This window comes from Erythrobacter sp. GH1-10, from assembly GCF_045363165.1.
Lineage (GTDB): Bacteria > Pseudomonadota > Alphaproteobacteria > Sphingomonadales > Sphingomonadaceae > Erythrobacter.
In genome coordinates, this window is the sequence record NZ_JBJFLP010000001.1 from 1,724,974 (window position 1) to 1,741,213 (window position 16,240).

A 16,240-nucleotide genomic window follows, 5' to 3' on the forward strand; every position below is an offset into this window, starting at 1 on the left:
GTGGCCTCGAAGGTCAAATACGTCGCGGAAACCGGCTCAACCAACGCCGACATTCTCGAAGCGTTGCAGTTCCGCCAGAAGTTCGACGAAGGTTATTGGCTGATCACCGACCGCCAGACTGCTGGGCGAGGGCGGCAAGGGCGCGTGTGGAGCGATGGGGCCGGCAATTTCATGGGCTCGACCGTTGTGACCCTGCAAAGCGGCGAGTACCCCGGGACCTCTCTTAACTTGCCCATAAGCATGGCGGTGCGCGCGGCCCTCGCCGAATTCGTGCCCGATCCGGCGGAGCTGATGCTCAAGTGGCCCAACGACGTCCTGCTGCGCGGGGCGAAGGTCTCGGGCATCCTTATGGAGCTTCACGACTTCCAGGTGGTGGTCGGCATCGGCGTCAATATCGCTTCTGCCCCCGAGATACCCGGACGCACGACCATTTCGGTAAGCGATGTCACCGATAATCCGCCCTCGCGTGACAGCTTCGCGAAGCGGCTGATGCATCACGTCGCTAACGAGATTGCGCGTTGGCGTTCTCTGGGCGAGACTGGCGTGCGCGCTCGCTGGCTCGGCTATGCGCATCCCAAGGGGACCCACCTGATCGTGCACGACCGGGAAGGGGACCTGCTTGAGGGCGACTTCGAAGGGCTCACCTCCGGCGGCGCCTTGCAGTTGAAAACCGAAGGCGGAAAGATCGTCACGGTCCATTCCGGCGATATTCTGATAAGGGACTAGTTCGCCGACGGGCGCGATCCGCGCATCACACTAAACGGAAGAACGCCATGCTGCTCGCTGCCGATGTCGGAAACACCAACGTCGTCTTTGCTCTGTTCGAAATCGATAGCGGGGGCGGTTATACGACCCGCGCGCGCTGGCGCATCGCGACCGATCCGCGGCGGACGGGTGACGAATACGCCGTCTGGTTGATGCAGCTGCTCAACATCGAAGGCGTGGCTCGCGAGGATATTACTCAGATCATCTTCGCATCGGTCGTTCCCCGCGCCGATCACAACCTTACCGTGCTTTCGCAGAAATATTTCGGCATCACGCCGTTGTTCGCCGGTCAGGGGAAGGCCGCGTGGAATTTCGAGATCGACGTGGATCAGCCGAGTTCGCTGGGAGCCGATCGCGCGCTCAACATCGTCGCCGCGCATCACAAGTATGGCGGCGACCTTATCGTGATCGATTTCGGGACTGCGACCAAGTTCGAGGCGATCGACTTCACCGGCGCCTATAAGGGCGGATCGATTGCCCCCGGGATCAATCTGTCGCTCGATGCATTGGTGGGCAAGACGGCAAAGCTTCCGCGCATCGCGATCCGGGCTCCGGAGAGCAAAAGCGTAATTGGGCGCAACACCGAGGATCAGATGTTGATCGGCGTGTTCTGGGGCTATGTCGCGATGATGGAAGGGATTGTCGAACGGATGAAGGCCGAGATCGGGCGTCCCGCAAAGGTTGTTGCGACGGGCGGTCTTGCAATCCTGTTCGACGAAGCGACCGACATCTTCGATCATGTCGATGCCGACCTCACCATCGAGGGATTGGCTATCATTGCGCGGCAGGCGACTGCGGCAGACCAATAATCCTGACTACGAGTATTCGTGAAAAAGAACTTCACTCCCGAAAACGAGCTGCTTTTCCTTGCCCTTGGCGGGTCGGGAGAGATCGGCATGAACGTCAATCTTTACGGCTGCAACGGCAAGTGGCTGATGGTCGATCTCGGCATGACGTTCTCGGGCAACGAATATCCCGGCGTCGACCTGGTCTTCGCCGATCTCGACTTCATCGAAGAACGCACCAAGGACCTGCTCGGCATCGTCCTGACCCACGCGCATGAAGACCATATCGGCGCGGTGCCCTATTTCGCGGGCGATCTCGGCGTCCCGCTTTATGCGACGCCGTTCACGGCCGATCTCGTTGCGCGCAAGCTCGAAGAAGCGGGGCTGCTCGGCCAGGTCGAACTCAACATCATCGAGGAAGACCACGGCCAGATCGATATCGGTCCGTTCAGCGTGACCTACATCCCGCTTGCGCACTCGATCGCGGAAGGCAATGCTCTGCTGATCGATACGCCGCATGGGCGCGTGTTTCACACCGGAGACTGGAAGCTCGACGAGGAGCCGATCATCGGCGAGCCGACCACCGAGGAAGAACTGCGCGAAATCGGAGACGAAGGCGTCCTCGCGCTGGTGTGCGACAGCACCAATGTCTTCAATCCCAATCCTTCCGGTTCGGAAGGCGCGGTGCATCAGGGGCTGATGGAGGAAGTCGCACGGCACGCCGGCAAGCGCGTGCTGGTCACTACATTTGCGAGCAACGTCGCGAGGCTACAGACGCTCGGCGAGGTCGCACGCGAGACCGGTCGAACGCTGTGCGTTGCGGGGCGGTCGCTCGATCGCATTATCGAGGTCGCGCAGGACAACGGTTACCTTCAGGATTTCCCTGAAACCGTTGATTTCGACACAGCCATGCGGTTGCCGCGCGGCGAAGTGTTGATCCTGGCTACCGGAGGGCAGGGCGAACCCCGCGCCGCGCTCGCCCGCATCGCCGAGGAGAACCACCCGCTCGAACTGGTCAGCGGCGACGTTGTGCTGTTCTCCTCGCGTCAGATCCCCGGTAACGAGATTGCGATCGGCAAGGTGCAGAATCGGCTCGCCGCTCGCGGGATCACCATGGTGACCGACAGGCAGAGCTTTATCCATGTCTCCGGGCACCCCGGACGCCCGGAACTTGAAGCGCTTTACGAGTGGATCCGGCCCGAAGTGCTGGTGCCAGTCCACGGCGAGATGCGACACATGCTCGAGCAGGCGCGGGTCGGCAAGGCCAACGGAATCCCGTACAATATCGTGCAGTCGAACGGCGATATCGTGCGTCTCGCTCCCGGTGATCCGGGGCGTATCGCACAGGTGCGCAACGGTCGCCTCGTGCTCGATGGCGACATCATCGTTCCCGCCGATGGCGATGCGATCACCATGCGCCGCAGGATAGGTTACGAAGGCGTTATGGTTGTCGTGCTCGTGCGCGGCGAACGACCGGTGATCGAGGCTGTCGGCCTTCCGCTCGATGAGGACATGCCCGAATTCCTCGAAGAGACCGAAGAGGATATCCTCAAGGCAATCGGCAAGCTCAAGGGCAGGGATGCACAGGACCCTGCCGCCGTACACGAAGCCGCGCGCATAGCCGCCCGCCGCGCCGCACGCCGCTGGGCCGGCAAGAGCCCGCAGGTGCGGGTGGTCATGCCTGGCCTCGTGCGTGAAGGGAGGGGATGATGGCGTGGACTTCGATCCTAGCGATCTATTTCCTGTTCTGGGTGATCATTGCCTTCCTGATGCTGCCGTTCGGCGTCCGCACCGCGGATGAGGAAGGTATCGAAAAGGTTCCAGGCCAAGCCGAAAGCGCGCCGGTCAATTTCCGTCCGGGAAAACTGGTGATCCGCGCGACCATCTTGTCCGCACTCGTCACCACCGTTTACGTACTCAATTACCAGTATGGCTGGATCGGCATCGATAGCCTCGATCTCCTGCCCGAACCGCCGAGCCAGTATGGCAGCGAAGACTAGCCGAAAATCTGCCTAGGTGCGGAAGCGCTCGATTGCCTGCGCCAGCAGGACGTAGAGCTTGCCCATGTCCGAACCGAGCACCGTGACGCCGAGCGCATTGCCGTCGCGCGTCGAAAGCATTGATCGCAGCATCTTCTCGAAGTCGTGAATGAAGCGGCTGACGTTGCCCTTGAAGGCATCGTCGTGCTGGTAAAGCTCCGCGATCTGTTTGGCCTGGCCGCTGTCGATCAGCCGAACGGCCCGGCGGGTGAAGATCCCGCGATCGCCCTTGAGATACGCATCCCACGCGGTGTCGGCGACATCCTGCGCCAGCGCGGCCGCGATATCGATTGCATTGGAATTGAGGCTGTCGGTGATCAGCGACATACGGCGGGCAAAATCGTTATTGACCTGCTCTTCCGCGAGTTCGCGAGCCCGGGCGATACGCTGCTCCAGGTTGCCCGTAAGCTCGTTGACCATCGCAAGCTGATCGCGCAGCTGGATCGTAGCTTCCCGCCCGATGCCGGAGGCATGTGCCGCAGCTTGCTCAAGTTTGCCGATGGTTTCGGCGCTCTGGTTTCGCAGCGAGCGCTCCAGTGCCTGCACGGCTTCGGCGCTGAGCGTGTCGGCCAGCGTCTCGACTTTTTCGCGTGTGCCGGTTTCGAGTGCGGCGAAGGTCGATTCGATTGCGGTTTCAAGTTTGGACAATGCCTCGCGCAGAGCTTCTTGCGTTTCTCCGGCAAAGGATTGGCTGTCCTCGCTGAGCCTCGCAAATCCGGCGCGCAGGCCTTGGAGTTTGGCGAGGGTGTCTTCCGATTGCTCTGCGAGCTTGGCGTGAAGTTCGCCGATCGAAGCGTCGGTATCGCTGATCGTTTCGCGCGCCTTGACCAGATATTCTCCGAGTTCGCTGCCCTGTTGGCTTGTGCGGAACATTACGCCGCTGAGCGCGGCTGCGCGCTGTTCGACATTGCCGAGCTCGGTCGAAGCAGTCTCGATGGCAGCGGGAAGGTCTTCGCGGCTGTGCCTTGCGCCTGACTGGATGATTTCGAGCAGCCGGATGCCCGCTTCGGTTAGACCTGCAAGCTGCGATTCGGTTTCTGCGAGAGCGGTGCGCTTTTCGGCGAGTTGCTCGTCGAGTGCACCGAGCCCTTCGGACAGCGTGTTCCGCGTGGCGTCTCCCTGTTCGCCGATCGTGCCGATCAACGCGCTCAGCTGTTCCAGCTGGTCGGCCATCTCGCGGCTGTGCGCGAGCAGTTTTTCGGTCTCGGCAGTCTGGGCTTCACGCCGTTCGGCGATCGCCTCGTCGAGATCGGCCAGGCGCTGGGCGAACAGTTCCGTTGCTTGGGATTCGCGGGTCGAGAAGGCTTCCTGACGGCGCTCCATTTCCTCGAGGAACCGCGCATCGCGTTGAGTCAGCTTCGCGTCAAAGCGTCCTGCTTCCTCGTGCAGTGCCGCGACCCGTTGCTGCGACGCTGCGATGGCTTGCTGGTCGAGATTGTCGAGGGTTTCGACCATCTTGACGATCTCCTGGCCGAGCCGGTCTTTCGAACCGCGCAGCTGTTCCATCGCCGCGACCTCTGTCTCGCGCAGCCTTGCAGAAATTGCCTTGGTTTCGCTTTGCAGCACGGTGATGCGCTCGTTCAGCGTGGAGAGAGCGGTTTCCTCCGCAGTGGAGATCTCTCCGCGATAGGCTGACGCTTGCTTCTGAAGATCGGCGAAACGGCCCGCTACGAGATGTTCGATCTGGCTAAGCTGGGCTTCGAACCCGGCGAGCGTATCGCCCACACGCTTGCCCAGCGCTTCGACCTGGTTCTCGCTCGCGGTGCCGAACTGGTTGAGGCGTTCGAACCCGGAAACGAGCTTTTCGAGCTGCTCATGCGCGGTCCGACCGGCATTGCCAACCTGGTTCGATACATCGCGCGCCGAATTGGCGACCACGGGCAGGTCGTCGCGCAGCTGTGTCATATTGCTGAGCGCGGTTTCGCTCGCGCTGCCGATGCGGTCGACCTGCGCGCCATTGGCCTTGATCAGCTGCTGCAGCTCGGCCGCATGGGTCGAGATCTTCTCACTGGCGATCCGGCCAAGAGATTCGAGTTCGAGCGATTGCGCACCGAGAAATTCGCGGGCGACGCTGAGCTCGCGGTTGACGACATTGAGACGCCGTTCGAGCTGTGCGCTTTCATGGCTCAGCATCGCCGCCGTATCGGCAAACCGCTGAGCTTCGGCGCGCGAATTGCGCATCGCGATCAGCCAGACGATCCCGACCAGCAGGACGGGAACCGACCAGTCAATGATCCAGCGCGTCCATTGCGCAGGAGTGGCGTTGGCCGCGACAAGGAGCTCATCGCGCATGGCCCAGCCGTAAAGGCCGGTCCAAGCCAGCACCGTCGCTATCGCAAGCGCGGGGATGACCCAATCGAACCTGCGCCTGGGCAGCTCGAATTCTTCCTCATACGCGTCTTCCGCGTATTCGGCCTGTTGCTCGAGCTCGTAAGGCTTTTCGCCGCCAAGTGCTTCCGCCTCGGCAGGTGCTGCGTCTCCGGCGGTGTCGGCCGATTTCGAACCGATAGCGCGGATGATGTGGTTCCCCTTCGTCATTTGCCATAGATACCACAGGTCGGGACGGGATAAACCCTGCTTTAACCTCAAGGGTGCTACGGCCCTCCGCATGGCTTATGACAGTGGTGCCCTCGATGCGACTTTGGCAGCTGCGGCAGGCGATGATCCTGCGCTGATGCGCGAATTGCGCGGAGCGTTCGTCGAGAGCGCGGAGCGGCAGCTCGATCTGCTCAAGCGCTCGCGTTGCGACGGCAACTGGAACGTTGCGGCGATGCGGCTGAAAGGCTTGGCCGCGAGCTTTCATTCGGATGAGCTTTTCCGTGCTGCCGAAAATGCGCTCCAGTCGGCACCGGGTGAACCGGCAGCCATTCGCGACATCGAGAAGCTGCTGGCCAGCTTCTCGGCGTAAATTCGGCGCATTTCACGCGATCCGGCAATCAAATCAGGTCAAATCCACCCAGCATAGCTTGAAGCGGGCGAGGCATCGCGCGTAGCAGCGGGAACGTCTTTAGGAGGGATTGTTCCTGTGCACACGGCATTGCTGTCGGCCCGCAAGCGCACGTCGGGCGGCGCACTTCGCGCCGCGCGCATGCTCGCCGGCCGCAGCGTGCTCGCTTGGCAAGCGAAGCTCGCCCGCGAATTGGGATGCGAGCGCATCGTCTGCCTGTGCGACGCCCCGACCGGCGAAATCCTTGACCTTCAACGCGAGATCGAGGCTGCCGGGGGGGAATTCCACGTCGTGCGCACGTCGATCCAGTTGGTCGCACTATTGCGCTCCGACGATACGCTGGTGATTGTCGCCGATGGATTGATCATCGACGCCGATGTAGCCCGCTCGATCACTGTCGGCGAAGGCAAGCTACTCCGCGGGGTTTTCTCGGTGGCCGCCGATGAGGAATATGCAGAGCAGCATCCTGAAGATTTCGAACGGATCGACGCCCAGCACCGCTGGGCCGGGCTCGCAATCATGCGGGCTTCGCAGGCGCAAAAGCTCGCCGATCTGCCGCCGGATGGCGAGGTGCTGTCCTTGCTGCTCCGGCTCGCGCTTCAGGCGCGAACCGAATTGCGCGAGGTGGCGTTCAACGAAGGCTCGAAGCAGGGCTGGGTTCTGGCAGCGGATGAGCAGGCGCTCGCGATGCACGAGGAGGCGCTGATCGACCGGGCTGCACCCTCGCGTCGATGGAGCGGACCGCTGAGCGCGCTCGCGGGACTTGGCGCACGCTTTGCCGTTCCTTCGGGACTTCGATCGGGCGAATTGGTAGCAGGTATCGTGGCCGTCTTATTGCTGCTGGCGGGACCGGTGCTCGGAGTTTTCGGATTGGGCGTTGTGGGGTTGGCAGTGGTAGCGATCGGCGCGCTCGCTGCCGATGTGGCCAAGACTATCGATAGCTTCGCGCGCAACCTGCTCGGGCGGAGCAGATTTCCGTTTATGGCGGCACACTTCTCTTCGGCGGTCGATATCCTCGCGATTGCGACGCTGATTACGGCAATGATCGATCAATCGATTGTAATTTGGAGTATTCCGCTCTTTACAATCGGACTCTTGCGACTGGCAGGTTCGTTCACCCCAGCGCCCATCGCCCCATTTTGGAACGATCGCGGGTTGCACCTTGCGGTGTTCGCGATTTGTGCGGTCTATGGCGTACTGGGCGAGGCTTTGGCCGTGACGGGTTTGCTTGCATTGCTGCAAGCGCTTGCAAGCGTGTCATCGCGACTGCCCGGATCGACAGATAAAAGCCTGTAAAGGCGAAGGAATGAGCAAGGCCGCTAAAGACGGGAATGGCCCCGGTGCAGACGAGACGGACAGGGTGCGCGATGTCGAGCGTATCCTGAAGGACGAACTCGCCCGCAGCGATCGCGCCTTGCACGGAGTGCCGTCGGTTCTCACCCACCTGCTTGCCAGCGCCGGGCACAGCCTCGTCAGCGACGCGATCGTGGCACGCCTCCGGGGCATGCACAGCTCGCTGGCGGTGCAGTTACTCAATGCCAAGTCCGGGACGAGCGGAGGCTCACCCGACAGCCGCGACATTGACCGGTTGGCGGATCACCTCGCCGGTGACAGCGTCGTGCTCAGCTATTGCTATGCGCTGGCGATGGAAGGGCACCTGGCCGAGCGCCTCGAACAGCGATGTTCGCTCGATCCCATCCTCAGCCCGCTCTTGCAGGAATTGATCGCTTCTCCCGATGCGGCGACGGGCGAACTTGGCATGGGCGCACTGGCGGCGCAGTCACGCTTCATCCAGAGCCAACGCCGGATGGAATTGCCGCTCGCAGAGTTGCCTGCAGAATTGTTCCACGCCGTGCTCAAAAGATGGGAAGTCCACGAACGCGGCGATCCGGAGCTGGCTTCCGCGATCAAGGCGCTCAAGGCACGGTATGATGAAGGCGCAAGCAGGGTCGGCCTTCTAGCTCGGCTAGTGTCGTCGATGCGCGGCGGGGCGATCGCTGCGCTGGAGCTTGAACATGCAGGGCTGGCGCTGTTTGTCGCCGCGCTTTCGACGCTCGGGAAACAGCCCCGCGAGCTCGCTATCCTTGCTTGTCACGAGCAACAGGCGGCGCGGCTTGCCCTAAGTCTCCGGGCAGCGGGGCTGGAGCAAGCAGCTATCGAGCGGCAGTTTCTTCTGCTCGAACCGACCGAGCGCCTGCCCGGCGATATCGGCGAAATCTCGCCGAAGCGCGCCGCTGCGTTGCTGAAGAATGCCAGTTCGCAGGATCAGGGATAGGCGCCGCGATGGAGCAAGGCGATACCCTATTGGCAGCGCGCGGCCTTACCGATGACCGTGACAGGTTGCTGACCGCGGACGAGCCGCTGGCCGAGCTTCACGAAAGCTGTGGTGGCGTGATCCCGGGGACCTTTGCTGTCCCCGAATTGCTTGCGCTGGTGCAGCAAGGGCGCGAGATGGGTCTACGCCTCGCCCGCGAATTCAAGGCCTATGACGGGTCCGACATGGTCAGTGGCTTTGTCCGCATCCATCCGCTCGACAGCGACGAAGGTGGCGGTTGCGAAGTGCTGGTCGAAAACTGGCAGCGCACTCCCGCCGACATGGGAACGACACGCGAAGTCGCTGAGCGCCTCGACGCGATCGATCGCGCTTCAGCCGAGCTCTCGGCACGGCTCGACGCGGGACAACGGGTCCAGCTGCTCCAAGGGCAGTCGGCTGATACCGAGGAGCTCGAAGCGCTGGTCAAAGGCGATCCGGGCAAACTCTGGAGCGATTACCTCATCCTCCACGGGATAGCCCACAGGCAGCCATTACACTGGCGGCTTCTCGATGGCGTCGAATGCGAGATTCCGGGATCGGATCGCGTGTGGCGGGTTCGTCTGCTTCCGATCGGATCCACTGGCGGAGCGCCGCAAGGGTTCGAGCTGCTGCTGATCGCCGATCAACCGCTCGATAACAACGGTATTCCGCAAGAAGCCGCAGTGCCGCCCACCCGGCTTGTCGGGACCGCACTCACACCGGTACTGCGTCAGCCTATTGCGCGGATCATTGCCAATGCCGAAACCATTCGGGCCAAGCTCGCGGGGCCGCTGCGCGACGAATACAGCGAGTATGCCGGAAACATCGCAGCCGCGGGACAGCATCTTTCGGGGATGCTGGACGATCTGGCGGACCTGGAAGTGGTTGAAGCGTCGGATTTCTCGACCGCTCGCGAAAGGGTCGATCTTGGCGATGCAGCTCGCCGGGCCGCCGGGATCCTGGGCGTAAGGGCGAAGGCTCGCTCGATCGCGCTTGAACTGCCCGACGACGATACGAAGATTGCTGCGATGGCAGAATTCCGCAGGGTCCTGCAGGTCCTGATCAATCTCATCGGAAATGCGCTCGCGTATTCTCCCGAAGGGAGCCGGGTGACGATCGCCACCGAGGTTCAAGAGGATGGCTGGGTCGCGATTTCGGTCGCCGACGAAGGACCTGGCGTAAGTGAAGAGCAGGCGGACACCATTTTCGACAAGTTCGAGCGGCTCGGACGCGGCAGCGATGGCGGAAAGGATACCGGATCGGGGCTCGGCCTCTATATCTCGCGCAGACTGGCGCTGGCGATGGACGGCGAGTTGACGCTTGTTTCGCCTGCAAATGAAGAGACCGGTGCCGGCGCGCGCTTCACGCTGCGTTTGCCCGCTTTCGAATAATTCGAAATCAGTGTCGCCGGTCGAGGCGGTGCGACGCGAAAAGCAGCAGAGCACCCAGAGCGAACGCGAACAATCCGATCATCGTCCATTGGCTTTCGCCCAGCATGAAGCTGTTGGCCGGCCATTGCAGGATCCCGATGCCCTGCAGCGCCCACATGATGCCTGAAACGACGAGGGCGGCCCCGATCACCCGCATGAGCAGCAGGATCGCGGACCGCCCCATTATTCGTGCAGCGCTGGTCTCAGCGGTCGCTAAGCGGCACGTAGTCGCGCTGCGTCGGGCCGGTGTAGAGCTGGCGCGGACGACCGATGACCTGGCCGGGATCGGAGATCATCTCGTTCCACTGCGCCACCCAGCCAACGGTACGGGCGAGGGCGAACAGCGCGGTGAACATGGTGGTCGGGAACCCGATCGCCGACAGGATGATGCCCGAGTAGAAGTCCACATTCGGGAACAGCTTCTTTTCTTGGAAATAATCGTCGTTGAGTGCGATTTCCTCGAGGCGGAGCGCGGTTTCAAACACCGGATCCTTGACCTTCAGCGCATCGAAGACTTCGCGGACGGTCTTCTGCATGACTGCCGCACGCGGGTCATAATTCTTGTACACGCGGTGGCCGAAGCCCATCAGGCGGAACGGATCGTTCTTGTCCTTGGCACGCTCGATATAGTGCGGAATGCGATCGGGTGTGCCGATTTCGCGCAGCATATTGAGCGCTGCTTCGTTGGCACCCCCATGCGCCGGACCCCACAGACAGGCGATGCCCGCCGAAATACAGGCGAACGGGTTTGCGCCAGACGAACCGGCGAGGCGCACAGTCGAGGTCGAGGCGTTCTGCTCGTGGTCGGCATGCAGGATGAAGATCCGGTCCATCGCCTTTTCCACCTCGGGCACAACCTCATATTCTTCGGCCGGGACCCCGAAGGTCATCCGCAGGAAATTGCCGGTATAGCTGAGCGAGTTGTCCGGCTGCATGAACGGCTGCCCGATGGCGTACTTATAAGCCATCGCCGCAATCGTCGGCATCTTCGCGATAAGGCGGTGCGAGCTGATCTTGCGATGCTCGGGATCCGAGATGTCGGTGCTGTCGTGATAGAACGCCGACAGCGCGCCCACCACGCCGCACATGATCGCCATCGGGTGCGCGTCGCGGCGGAAACCGCGATACAGCACCGAAAGCTGCTCGTGCAGCATCGTGTGACGGGTGATGGTGTAGGTGAAATCTTCAAGTTCGTCCGCGCTTGGCAGCTCGCCGTTGAGCAGCAGGTAGCTGACTTCCATAAAGCTCGAATGCTCGGCCAGCTGGCCGATCGGATAACCGCGGTGAAGAAGAACGCCTTCGTTTCCGTCGATATAGGTCAGCGCGCTTTCGCAGCTCGCGGTCGACTTGTAGCCCGGATCGAAGGTGAATGCGCCCGTCTGGCCATACAGCTTGCGGATATCGATGACATCCGGCCCGGTGCTGCCCTGGAGCACGGGGAATTCATAGCTATCGCCGTTCAGCTCGAGTTTGGCGTGGTTGTCTGCCAAGATGTGTCTCCTGCTCTATTCTTGACCCGTGGCCCGCTCACGCAGCCTGTGCGTCGAGCCGGGCGAGGGCTTCTTCCCGTCCCAGAAGGACCAGAACATCGAAAATCCCTGGAGACGTGGTGGTCCCCGTGAGTGCGGCGCGCATAGGCTGCGCCAGCTTGCCGAGGCCCAATCCCAGTTCCTCCGCGAGCGCCTTCGTAGTGACTTCGAGAGCCTCGATTGTCCAGTCATTTTCGCGCCGCAATGCGTCTGCGATGATGGACAGCCTGGCGCGCCCTTCGTCATCGAGCAGCTGGGCTGCTTTCTCGGTCATTTCCAGCGGACGCTTGGCAAAGAGAAAGCCAGCGCCTTCAGCGATTTCAAAGATATTCTTCGCACGGATTTTAAGGACAGGCATGGCCTCCGCGAGCAGGTCTTTGTCGACCTCTCCGGCAATGTGCGGAGCCACGAGTTCGGCCAGTCGCGCGTCGTCGGCTTCGCGAATGTAAAAGCCGTTGAGATTTTCCAGCTTTTTCAGGTCGAAGCGAGATGCGCTCTTGCCGACACCCGACAGGTCGAACAGCTCGATTGCTTCCTCGCAAGTGATTTCCTCGCGATCGCCATGGCCCCAACCGAGCCGCAGGAGATAATTGAACAGGGCCTCGGGCAAGATGCCCATTTCGTCCCGATAGGTCTCGACGCCCAGCGCACCATGTCGCTTGGACAGTTTCGCCCCGTCCGAGCCGTGGATCAGAGGGATGTGTGCATAAACCGGCTCGGGCCAATCGCCCTCGATCTCGTCCATAGCGCGATAGATAGGCAGCTGGCGGAATGCGTTGTTGAGATGATCGTCGCCGCGGATTACGTGGGTGACGCCCATGTCGTGGTCGTCAACGACAACGGCGAGCATGTAGGTTGGCGTGCCGTCGGCGCGCAGGATAATGTAATCGTCCACTTCCTCGTTCTTGACCGATACCTTGCCCTGGACTGCGTCCTGGATGGTCGTTTCACCGGCCTGCGGGGTCTTGATGCGGATTGTGTAGCGCGCACCTTCGGGAGCCTCCGACGGGTCGCGGTCGCGCCACCGACCGTCATAGCGCATCGGCTGCTTGTTCGCGCGCTGCTGAGCGCGCATCTCTTCGAGTTCCTCGGGCGTGGCGAAGCACTTGTAGGCCTGACCTGCCTCGAGCAGTTTGCGGGCAACCTCGGCGTGCCGTTCAGCGCGCTCCGACTGGAAAGTGGGCTCTTCGTCGTAGTCGAGACCGAGCCAGTTCAGCCCGTCGAGGATCGCGTCGATTGCCTCCTCCGTCGAGCGCTTGCGGTCGGTGTCCTCGATGCGCAGCAGCGCTTTCCCGCCGTGGTGGCGGGCATATAGCCAGTTGAACAGCGCCGTCCGGGCGCCGCCGATATGCAGGAAGCCGGTGGGCGAGGGCGCAAAGCGGGTCACCACCGCGCCGCTACTTTTGCCGCTTTCGCTTGCCATGTCGTTCAAATTCCTTTTCAATTCCCCTCTGGGTCGAGGGGGAGCACCATGCGCGACGCGCCGTTAGTGCCCTTGGGCGACGGAGCGTCTGACACTCCGATCGCGAATGATGTTGCATTGCAGCGCCCTTGGCAAAGGGGCGCTGGCTTGTCCAGCGTGCTGCGCAATCCCTGCGATGTTCTGGAGAGCTCTCTTGCGCGAGCAGGGTTCGACAGGGCGCCTTGGATCGCCGTCGTCTTTGCCGGTGGAATATTGGCATGGTTCTGGCTGAAATCCCCGTGGCAGTGGGCATCGGCGATCGGAGCCGGTGTCATGTTGGCGCTGGCCGCGCTCGCAGCCTGGCGAGGTGTGCAAATGCGCGAACACCTGCGCAATGCGATGATCGTCTGTGGACTCGCGTTTGCTTTTGGTGTGGCCGTCATCTGGGTGCGCTCGGAAGTGGTGGGAGCCGAACCGATTGCGCGACCGAGCGTCGAGCGGGTGCAAGGATACGTGCTCGCGCGCGAAGACCAGCCCGCGCAGGACCGTGTTCGTCTGACGCTCGCAGTTCGCGACGCCGAAAGTGCTGAAGCCCGCAAGGTGCGTATCAATGTGCCTCGCGATACCGTTGTCGAGACCGAAGCGACAGACGGGCCATTGGTCGAGGGTGCTGTGATCCGTGCGAGGGTGCGCCTGATGCCGCCCGCAAGCCCGATGCTGCCGGGTTCCTACGACTTTACAAGAGCAGCCTGGTTCATGGGACTTGCCGCCACCGGAAGTGCGATCGGCCGCGTCGAGGTTGTCGAACCCGCACCACCCGAGGGCGGGCTTGCGGCGGTGCAGCGGGCCCTGTCTTCGCATGTTCGCGAGAGAGTCGATGGATCGGCAGGCACGATCGCGGCGGCATTTGCCAGCGGAGACCGAGGGTCGATTGCGGAGGTGGACGAAGACGCCATGCGCGACGCCGGATTGACCCACCTGCTCTCGATCAGCGGGCTTCATGTCAGTGCAGTCATTGCCGCTGCCTATCTTGTTGCGCTGAAGTTGCTGGCGCTGTTCCCTGCGATTGCGTTGCGCGTGCGCCTGCCAGTCGCCGCCGCTGGAGCAGGCGCGCTCGCCGGGGTCGGGTACACACTGCTGACCGGAGCGGAAGTACCCACTGTGCGCAGCTGTGCAGCGGCGATGCTCGTGCTGGTGGCGCTGGCTATGGGGCGCGACGCGCTTTCGATGCGGATGGTTGCTATCGCGGCGGTCTTCGTCCTGTTGCTGTGGCCCGAAAGCATCGTCGGGCCGAGCTTTCAGATGAGCTTTGCGGCTGTGCTTGCCATTGTCGCGTTGCACACGTCGCCGCCGGTAAAAGCGTTTCTGGCGCCGCGCGAGGAAAGCTGGATCGCGCGGACGGGTCGGCGGATCATTATGCTCTTCGCCACCGGCATGGTGATCGAAATCGCGTTGATGCCGATCGTGCTCTACCACTTCCACCGCGCGGGTGTGTATGGCGCATTCGCGAATGTGGTCGCCATTCCGCTCGTTACATTTATCTCCATGCCGCTGATTGCGCTGGGTCTTGCGCTCGACCTTGTGGGCCTTGGAAGGCCCGCATGGTGGCTGGTGCAGCATTCGCTCGACTTGCTGCTGGCGATTGCCCACTTGACCGCCGAGCAGCCCGGCGCGGTCAAACTGATGCCTCAGATGACTTCAGCGACGATTGCGCTATTTGTCTCGGGCGGACTATGGCTCGGGTTGTGGAGCGGGAAGGCGAGGGCTTTGGGCCTGCTCCCCGCTGCAGTCGGAGCCATGATGCTGGCGATGACGCCGATCCCCGACGTGCTCGTTGGGCGCGAAGGGCGCCATGTCGGGATCACCGTCGAGGATGCGAATGGTGAGGCACGCCTCCTGTCACTGCGCGACAGCCGCTCGTCCTATTCGCGAGATAACCTGCTCGAACTCGCGGGCGTTACCAGCGAACCAATACCGCTTGAAGACTGGCCGGAGGCACGATGCTCCCGCGAATTCTGCCAGCTCACGATCGAGCGTGGTGGCCGGGATTGGGTGCTGCTGATGGCGCGCAACCGCGACCTCGTAGAAGAACGCGCTCTGGCGGCTGCTTGCGAACGATCGGATATCGTAGTGGCCGACCGCTTCCTGCCGCGATCGTGTTCACCGCGCTGGCTCAAAGCCGACCGGCGGTTGCTGGAACGCACCGGGGGATTGGCGATAGACCTCGAAGGCAGCCGCATCACGAGTGTGGCCGAACGGCAGGGCGAACACGGTTGGTGGCGCGGGGAGGGGGACTGATCCGCACCCCGCGCTTCATTTCAATCAGTGGTAGCGACGCAGAAGGCCGGCAAGTTTGCCCTGAACCTGCACTTCTCCCGGGCGGTAGACTTGCGGGTCGTAGGATGCATTGGCCGGATCGAGCCGGACCATGCCGCCTTCCTTGTGGAGATATTTGAGCGTCGCTTCCTCGCCGTTAACCAATGCAACTACGATCTCGCCGTCGCGCGCAGTGTCAGTGCGACGTACCAGAGCGAAGTCGCCATCGAAGATCCCGGCCTCGATCATGGAGTCACCCGACACCTCAAGCGCATAATGCTCGCCCGGGCCCAGCAGCGCGGCGGGTACAGGGAGCGAGGTCTGGCCTTCGAGTGCCTCGATCGGAGCGCCTGCGGCGATTCGACCGTGCAACGGAATCTCGATCACGTCGTTGGCCGGTTCGGGCGCATTCTTCAGCACTGCGGATCCCGAAGCCACCGCATCGTTCGCGGCCTGTGTCGCACGCGGGGTAGGGGTCGCATCTTCGGGCTGGCGAATAACCTCGAGTGCTCTGGCGCGATTCGGCAGCCTGCGGATGAAGCCGCGTTCCTCGAGTGCGGAAATCAGCCGGTGGACGCCCGATTTACTCTTGAGATCGAGCGCTTCCTTCATTTCCTCGAAACTGGGGGAAATGCCGGTCTCGTCCAGACGCTTCTGGATGAAACGGATCAATTCGTGCTGCTTTGCGGTCAGCATGGGTCACTCCCTAAGGCGCACCGCTTACCGGCGACAGC

General features: G+C 62.2%; 14 protein-coding genes. 9 read left to right on the top strand and 5 right to left on the bottom strand.

Features of this window, described 5'->3' with window-relative positions:
- From ACI5KX_RS08515 to ACI5KX_RS08530, 4 genes are read left to right on the top strand one after another with little or no spacing between them, the layout of a single operon-like run.
- A complete protein-coding gene (locus ACI5KX_RS08515) occupies positions 1-726 on the top strand; it encodes a biotin--[acetyl-CoA-carboxylase] ligase (protein WP_406810240.1) in 726 nt (241 codons plus the stop codon).
- A gap of 47 nt (positions 727-773) precedes the next feature.
- On the top strand, positions 774-1,574 hold the full coding sequence (locus ACI5KX_RS08520) for a type III pantothenate kinase (protein ID WP_406810241.1): 801 nt from the start codon (positions 774-776) through the stop codon (positions 1,572-1,574).
- Positions 1,575-1,592: 18 nt separating this feature from the next.
- Positions 1,593-3,260 carry a ribonuclease J gene (locus ACI5KX_RS08525; RefSeq protein ID WP_406810242.1) on the top strand — a complete coding sequence of 556 codons (1,668 nt, stop codon included), beginning with the start codon at positions 1,593-1,595 and terminating at the stop codon, positions 3,258-3,260.
- Positions 3,260-3,550 (top strand): DUF1467 family protein, encoded by a 291-nt coding sequence (locus tag ACI5KX_RS08530; protein WP_406810243.1) that lies wholly within the window; start codon positions 3,260-3,262, stop codon positions 3,548-3,550. Before ACI5KX_RS08525 ends, ACI5KX_RS08530 begins: the two co-directional genes overlap by 1 nt.
- Positions 3,551-3,562: 12 nt before the next feature.
- On the opposite strand, the gene ACI5KX_RS08535 is transcribed toward ACI5KX_RS08530, so the two are convergent.
- A complete protein-coding gene (locus tag ACI5KX_RS08535) occupies positions 3,563-6,127 on the bottom strand; it encodes an ATPase (RefSeq protein ID WP_406810244.1) in 2,565 nt (854 codons plus the stop codon).
- A gap of 70 nt (positions 6,128-6,197) precedes the next feature.
- On the opposite strand from ACI5KX_RS08535, the gene ACI5KX_RS08540 reads away from it, so the two are divergent.
- From ACI5KX_RS08540 to ACI5KX_RS08555, 4 genes are all read left to right on the top strand, one after another.
- Positions 6,198-6,497 (top strand): Hpt domain-containing protein, encoded by a 300-nt coding sequence (locus ACI5KX_RS08540; RefSeq protein ID WP_406810245.1) that lies wholly within the window; start codon positions 6,198-6,200, stop codon positions 6,495-6,497.
- A 117-nt stretch (positions 6,498-6,614) separates the two neighbouring features.
- Positions 6,615-7,832: a hypothetical protein gene (locus ACI5KX_RS08545; protein WP_406810246.1), complete on the top strand. Its 1,218-nt coding sequence runs from the start codon at positions 6,615-6,617 to the stop codon at positions 7,830-7,832.
- Positions 7,833-7,842: 10 nt separating this feature from the next.
- Entirely contained in the window at positions 7,843-8,811 is a 969-nt protein-coding gene (locus ACI5KX_RS08550) for a hypothetical protein (protein ID WP_406810247.1), read from the top strand.
- Between the two features lie 8 nt (positions 8,812-8,819).
- On the top strand, positions 8,820-10,220 hold the full coding sequence (locus tag ACI5KX_RS08555; RefSeq protein ID WP_406810248.1) for a sensor histidine kinase: 1,401 nt from the start codon (positions 8,820-8,822) through the stop codon (positions 10,218-10,220).
- 7 nt (positions 10,221-10,227) lie between these two features.
- Here the strand turns inward: ACI5KX_RS08555 and ACI5KX_RS08560 are convergent, their stop codons facing one another.
- From ACI5KX_RS08560 to gltX, 3 genes are read right to left on the bottom strand one after another with little or no spacing between them, the layout of a single operon-like run.
- Positions 10,228-10,443 carry a hypothetical protein gene (locus tag ACI5KX_RS08560; protein ID WP_406810249.1) on the bottom strand — a complete coding sequence of 72 codons (216 nt, stop codon included), beginning with the start codon at positions 10,441-10,443 and terminating at the stop codon, positions 10,228-10,230.
- 19 nt (positions 10,444-10,462) lie between these two features.
- Entirely contained in the window at positions 10,463-11,749 is a 1,287-nt protein-coding gene (locus tag ACI5KX_RS08565) for a citrate synthase (protein ID WP_406810250.1), read from the bottom strand.
- Between the two features lie 37 nt (positions 11,750-11,786).
- Complete coding sequence (gltX, locus tag ACI5KX_RS08570) at positions 11,787-13,211, bottom strand: glutamate--tRNA ligase (protein ID WP_406810251.1); 1,425 nt, start codon at positions 13,209-13,211, stop codon at positions 11,787-11,789.
- A gap of 48 nt (positions 13,212-13,259) precedes the next feature.
- Here gltX and ACI5KX_RS08575 point away from each other — a divergent pair, with 48 nt between their 5' ends.
- The gene (locus tag ACI5KX_RS08575) at positions 13,260-15,488 is read left to right on the top strand and encodes a ComEC/Rec2 family competence protein (protein ID WP_406810252.1); all 2,229 of its coding nucleotides are present in this window, start codon (positions 13,260-13,262) and stop codon (positions 15,486-15,488) included.
- Between the two features lie 24 nt (positions 15,489-15,512).
- Here ACI5KX_RS08575 and lexA read toward each other — a convergent pair whose 3' ends face one another.
- Positions 15,513-16,202 carry a transcriptional repressor LexA gene (lexA, locus tag ACI5KX_RS08580; protein ID WP_406810253.1) on the bottom strand — a complete coding sequence of 230 codons (690 nt, stop codon included), beginning with the start codon at positions 16,200-16,202 and terminating at the stop codon, positions 15,513-15,515.
- Positions 16,203-16,240 lie beyond the last annotated feature (38 nt).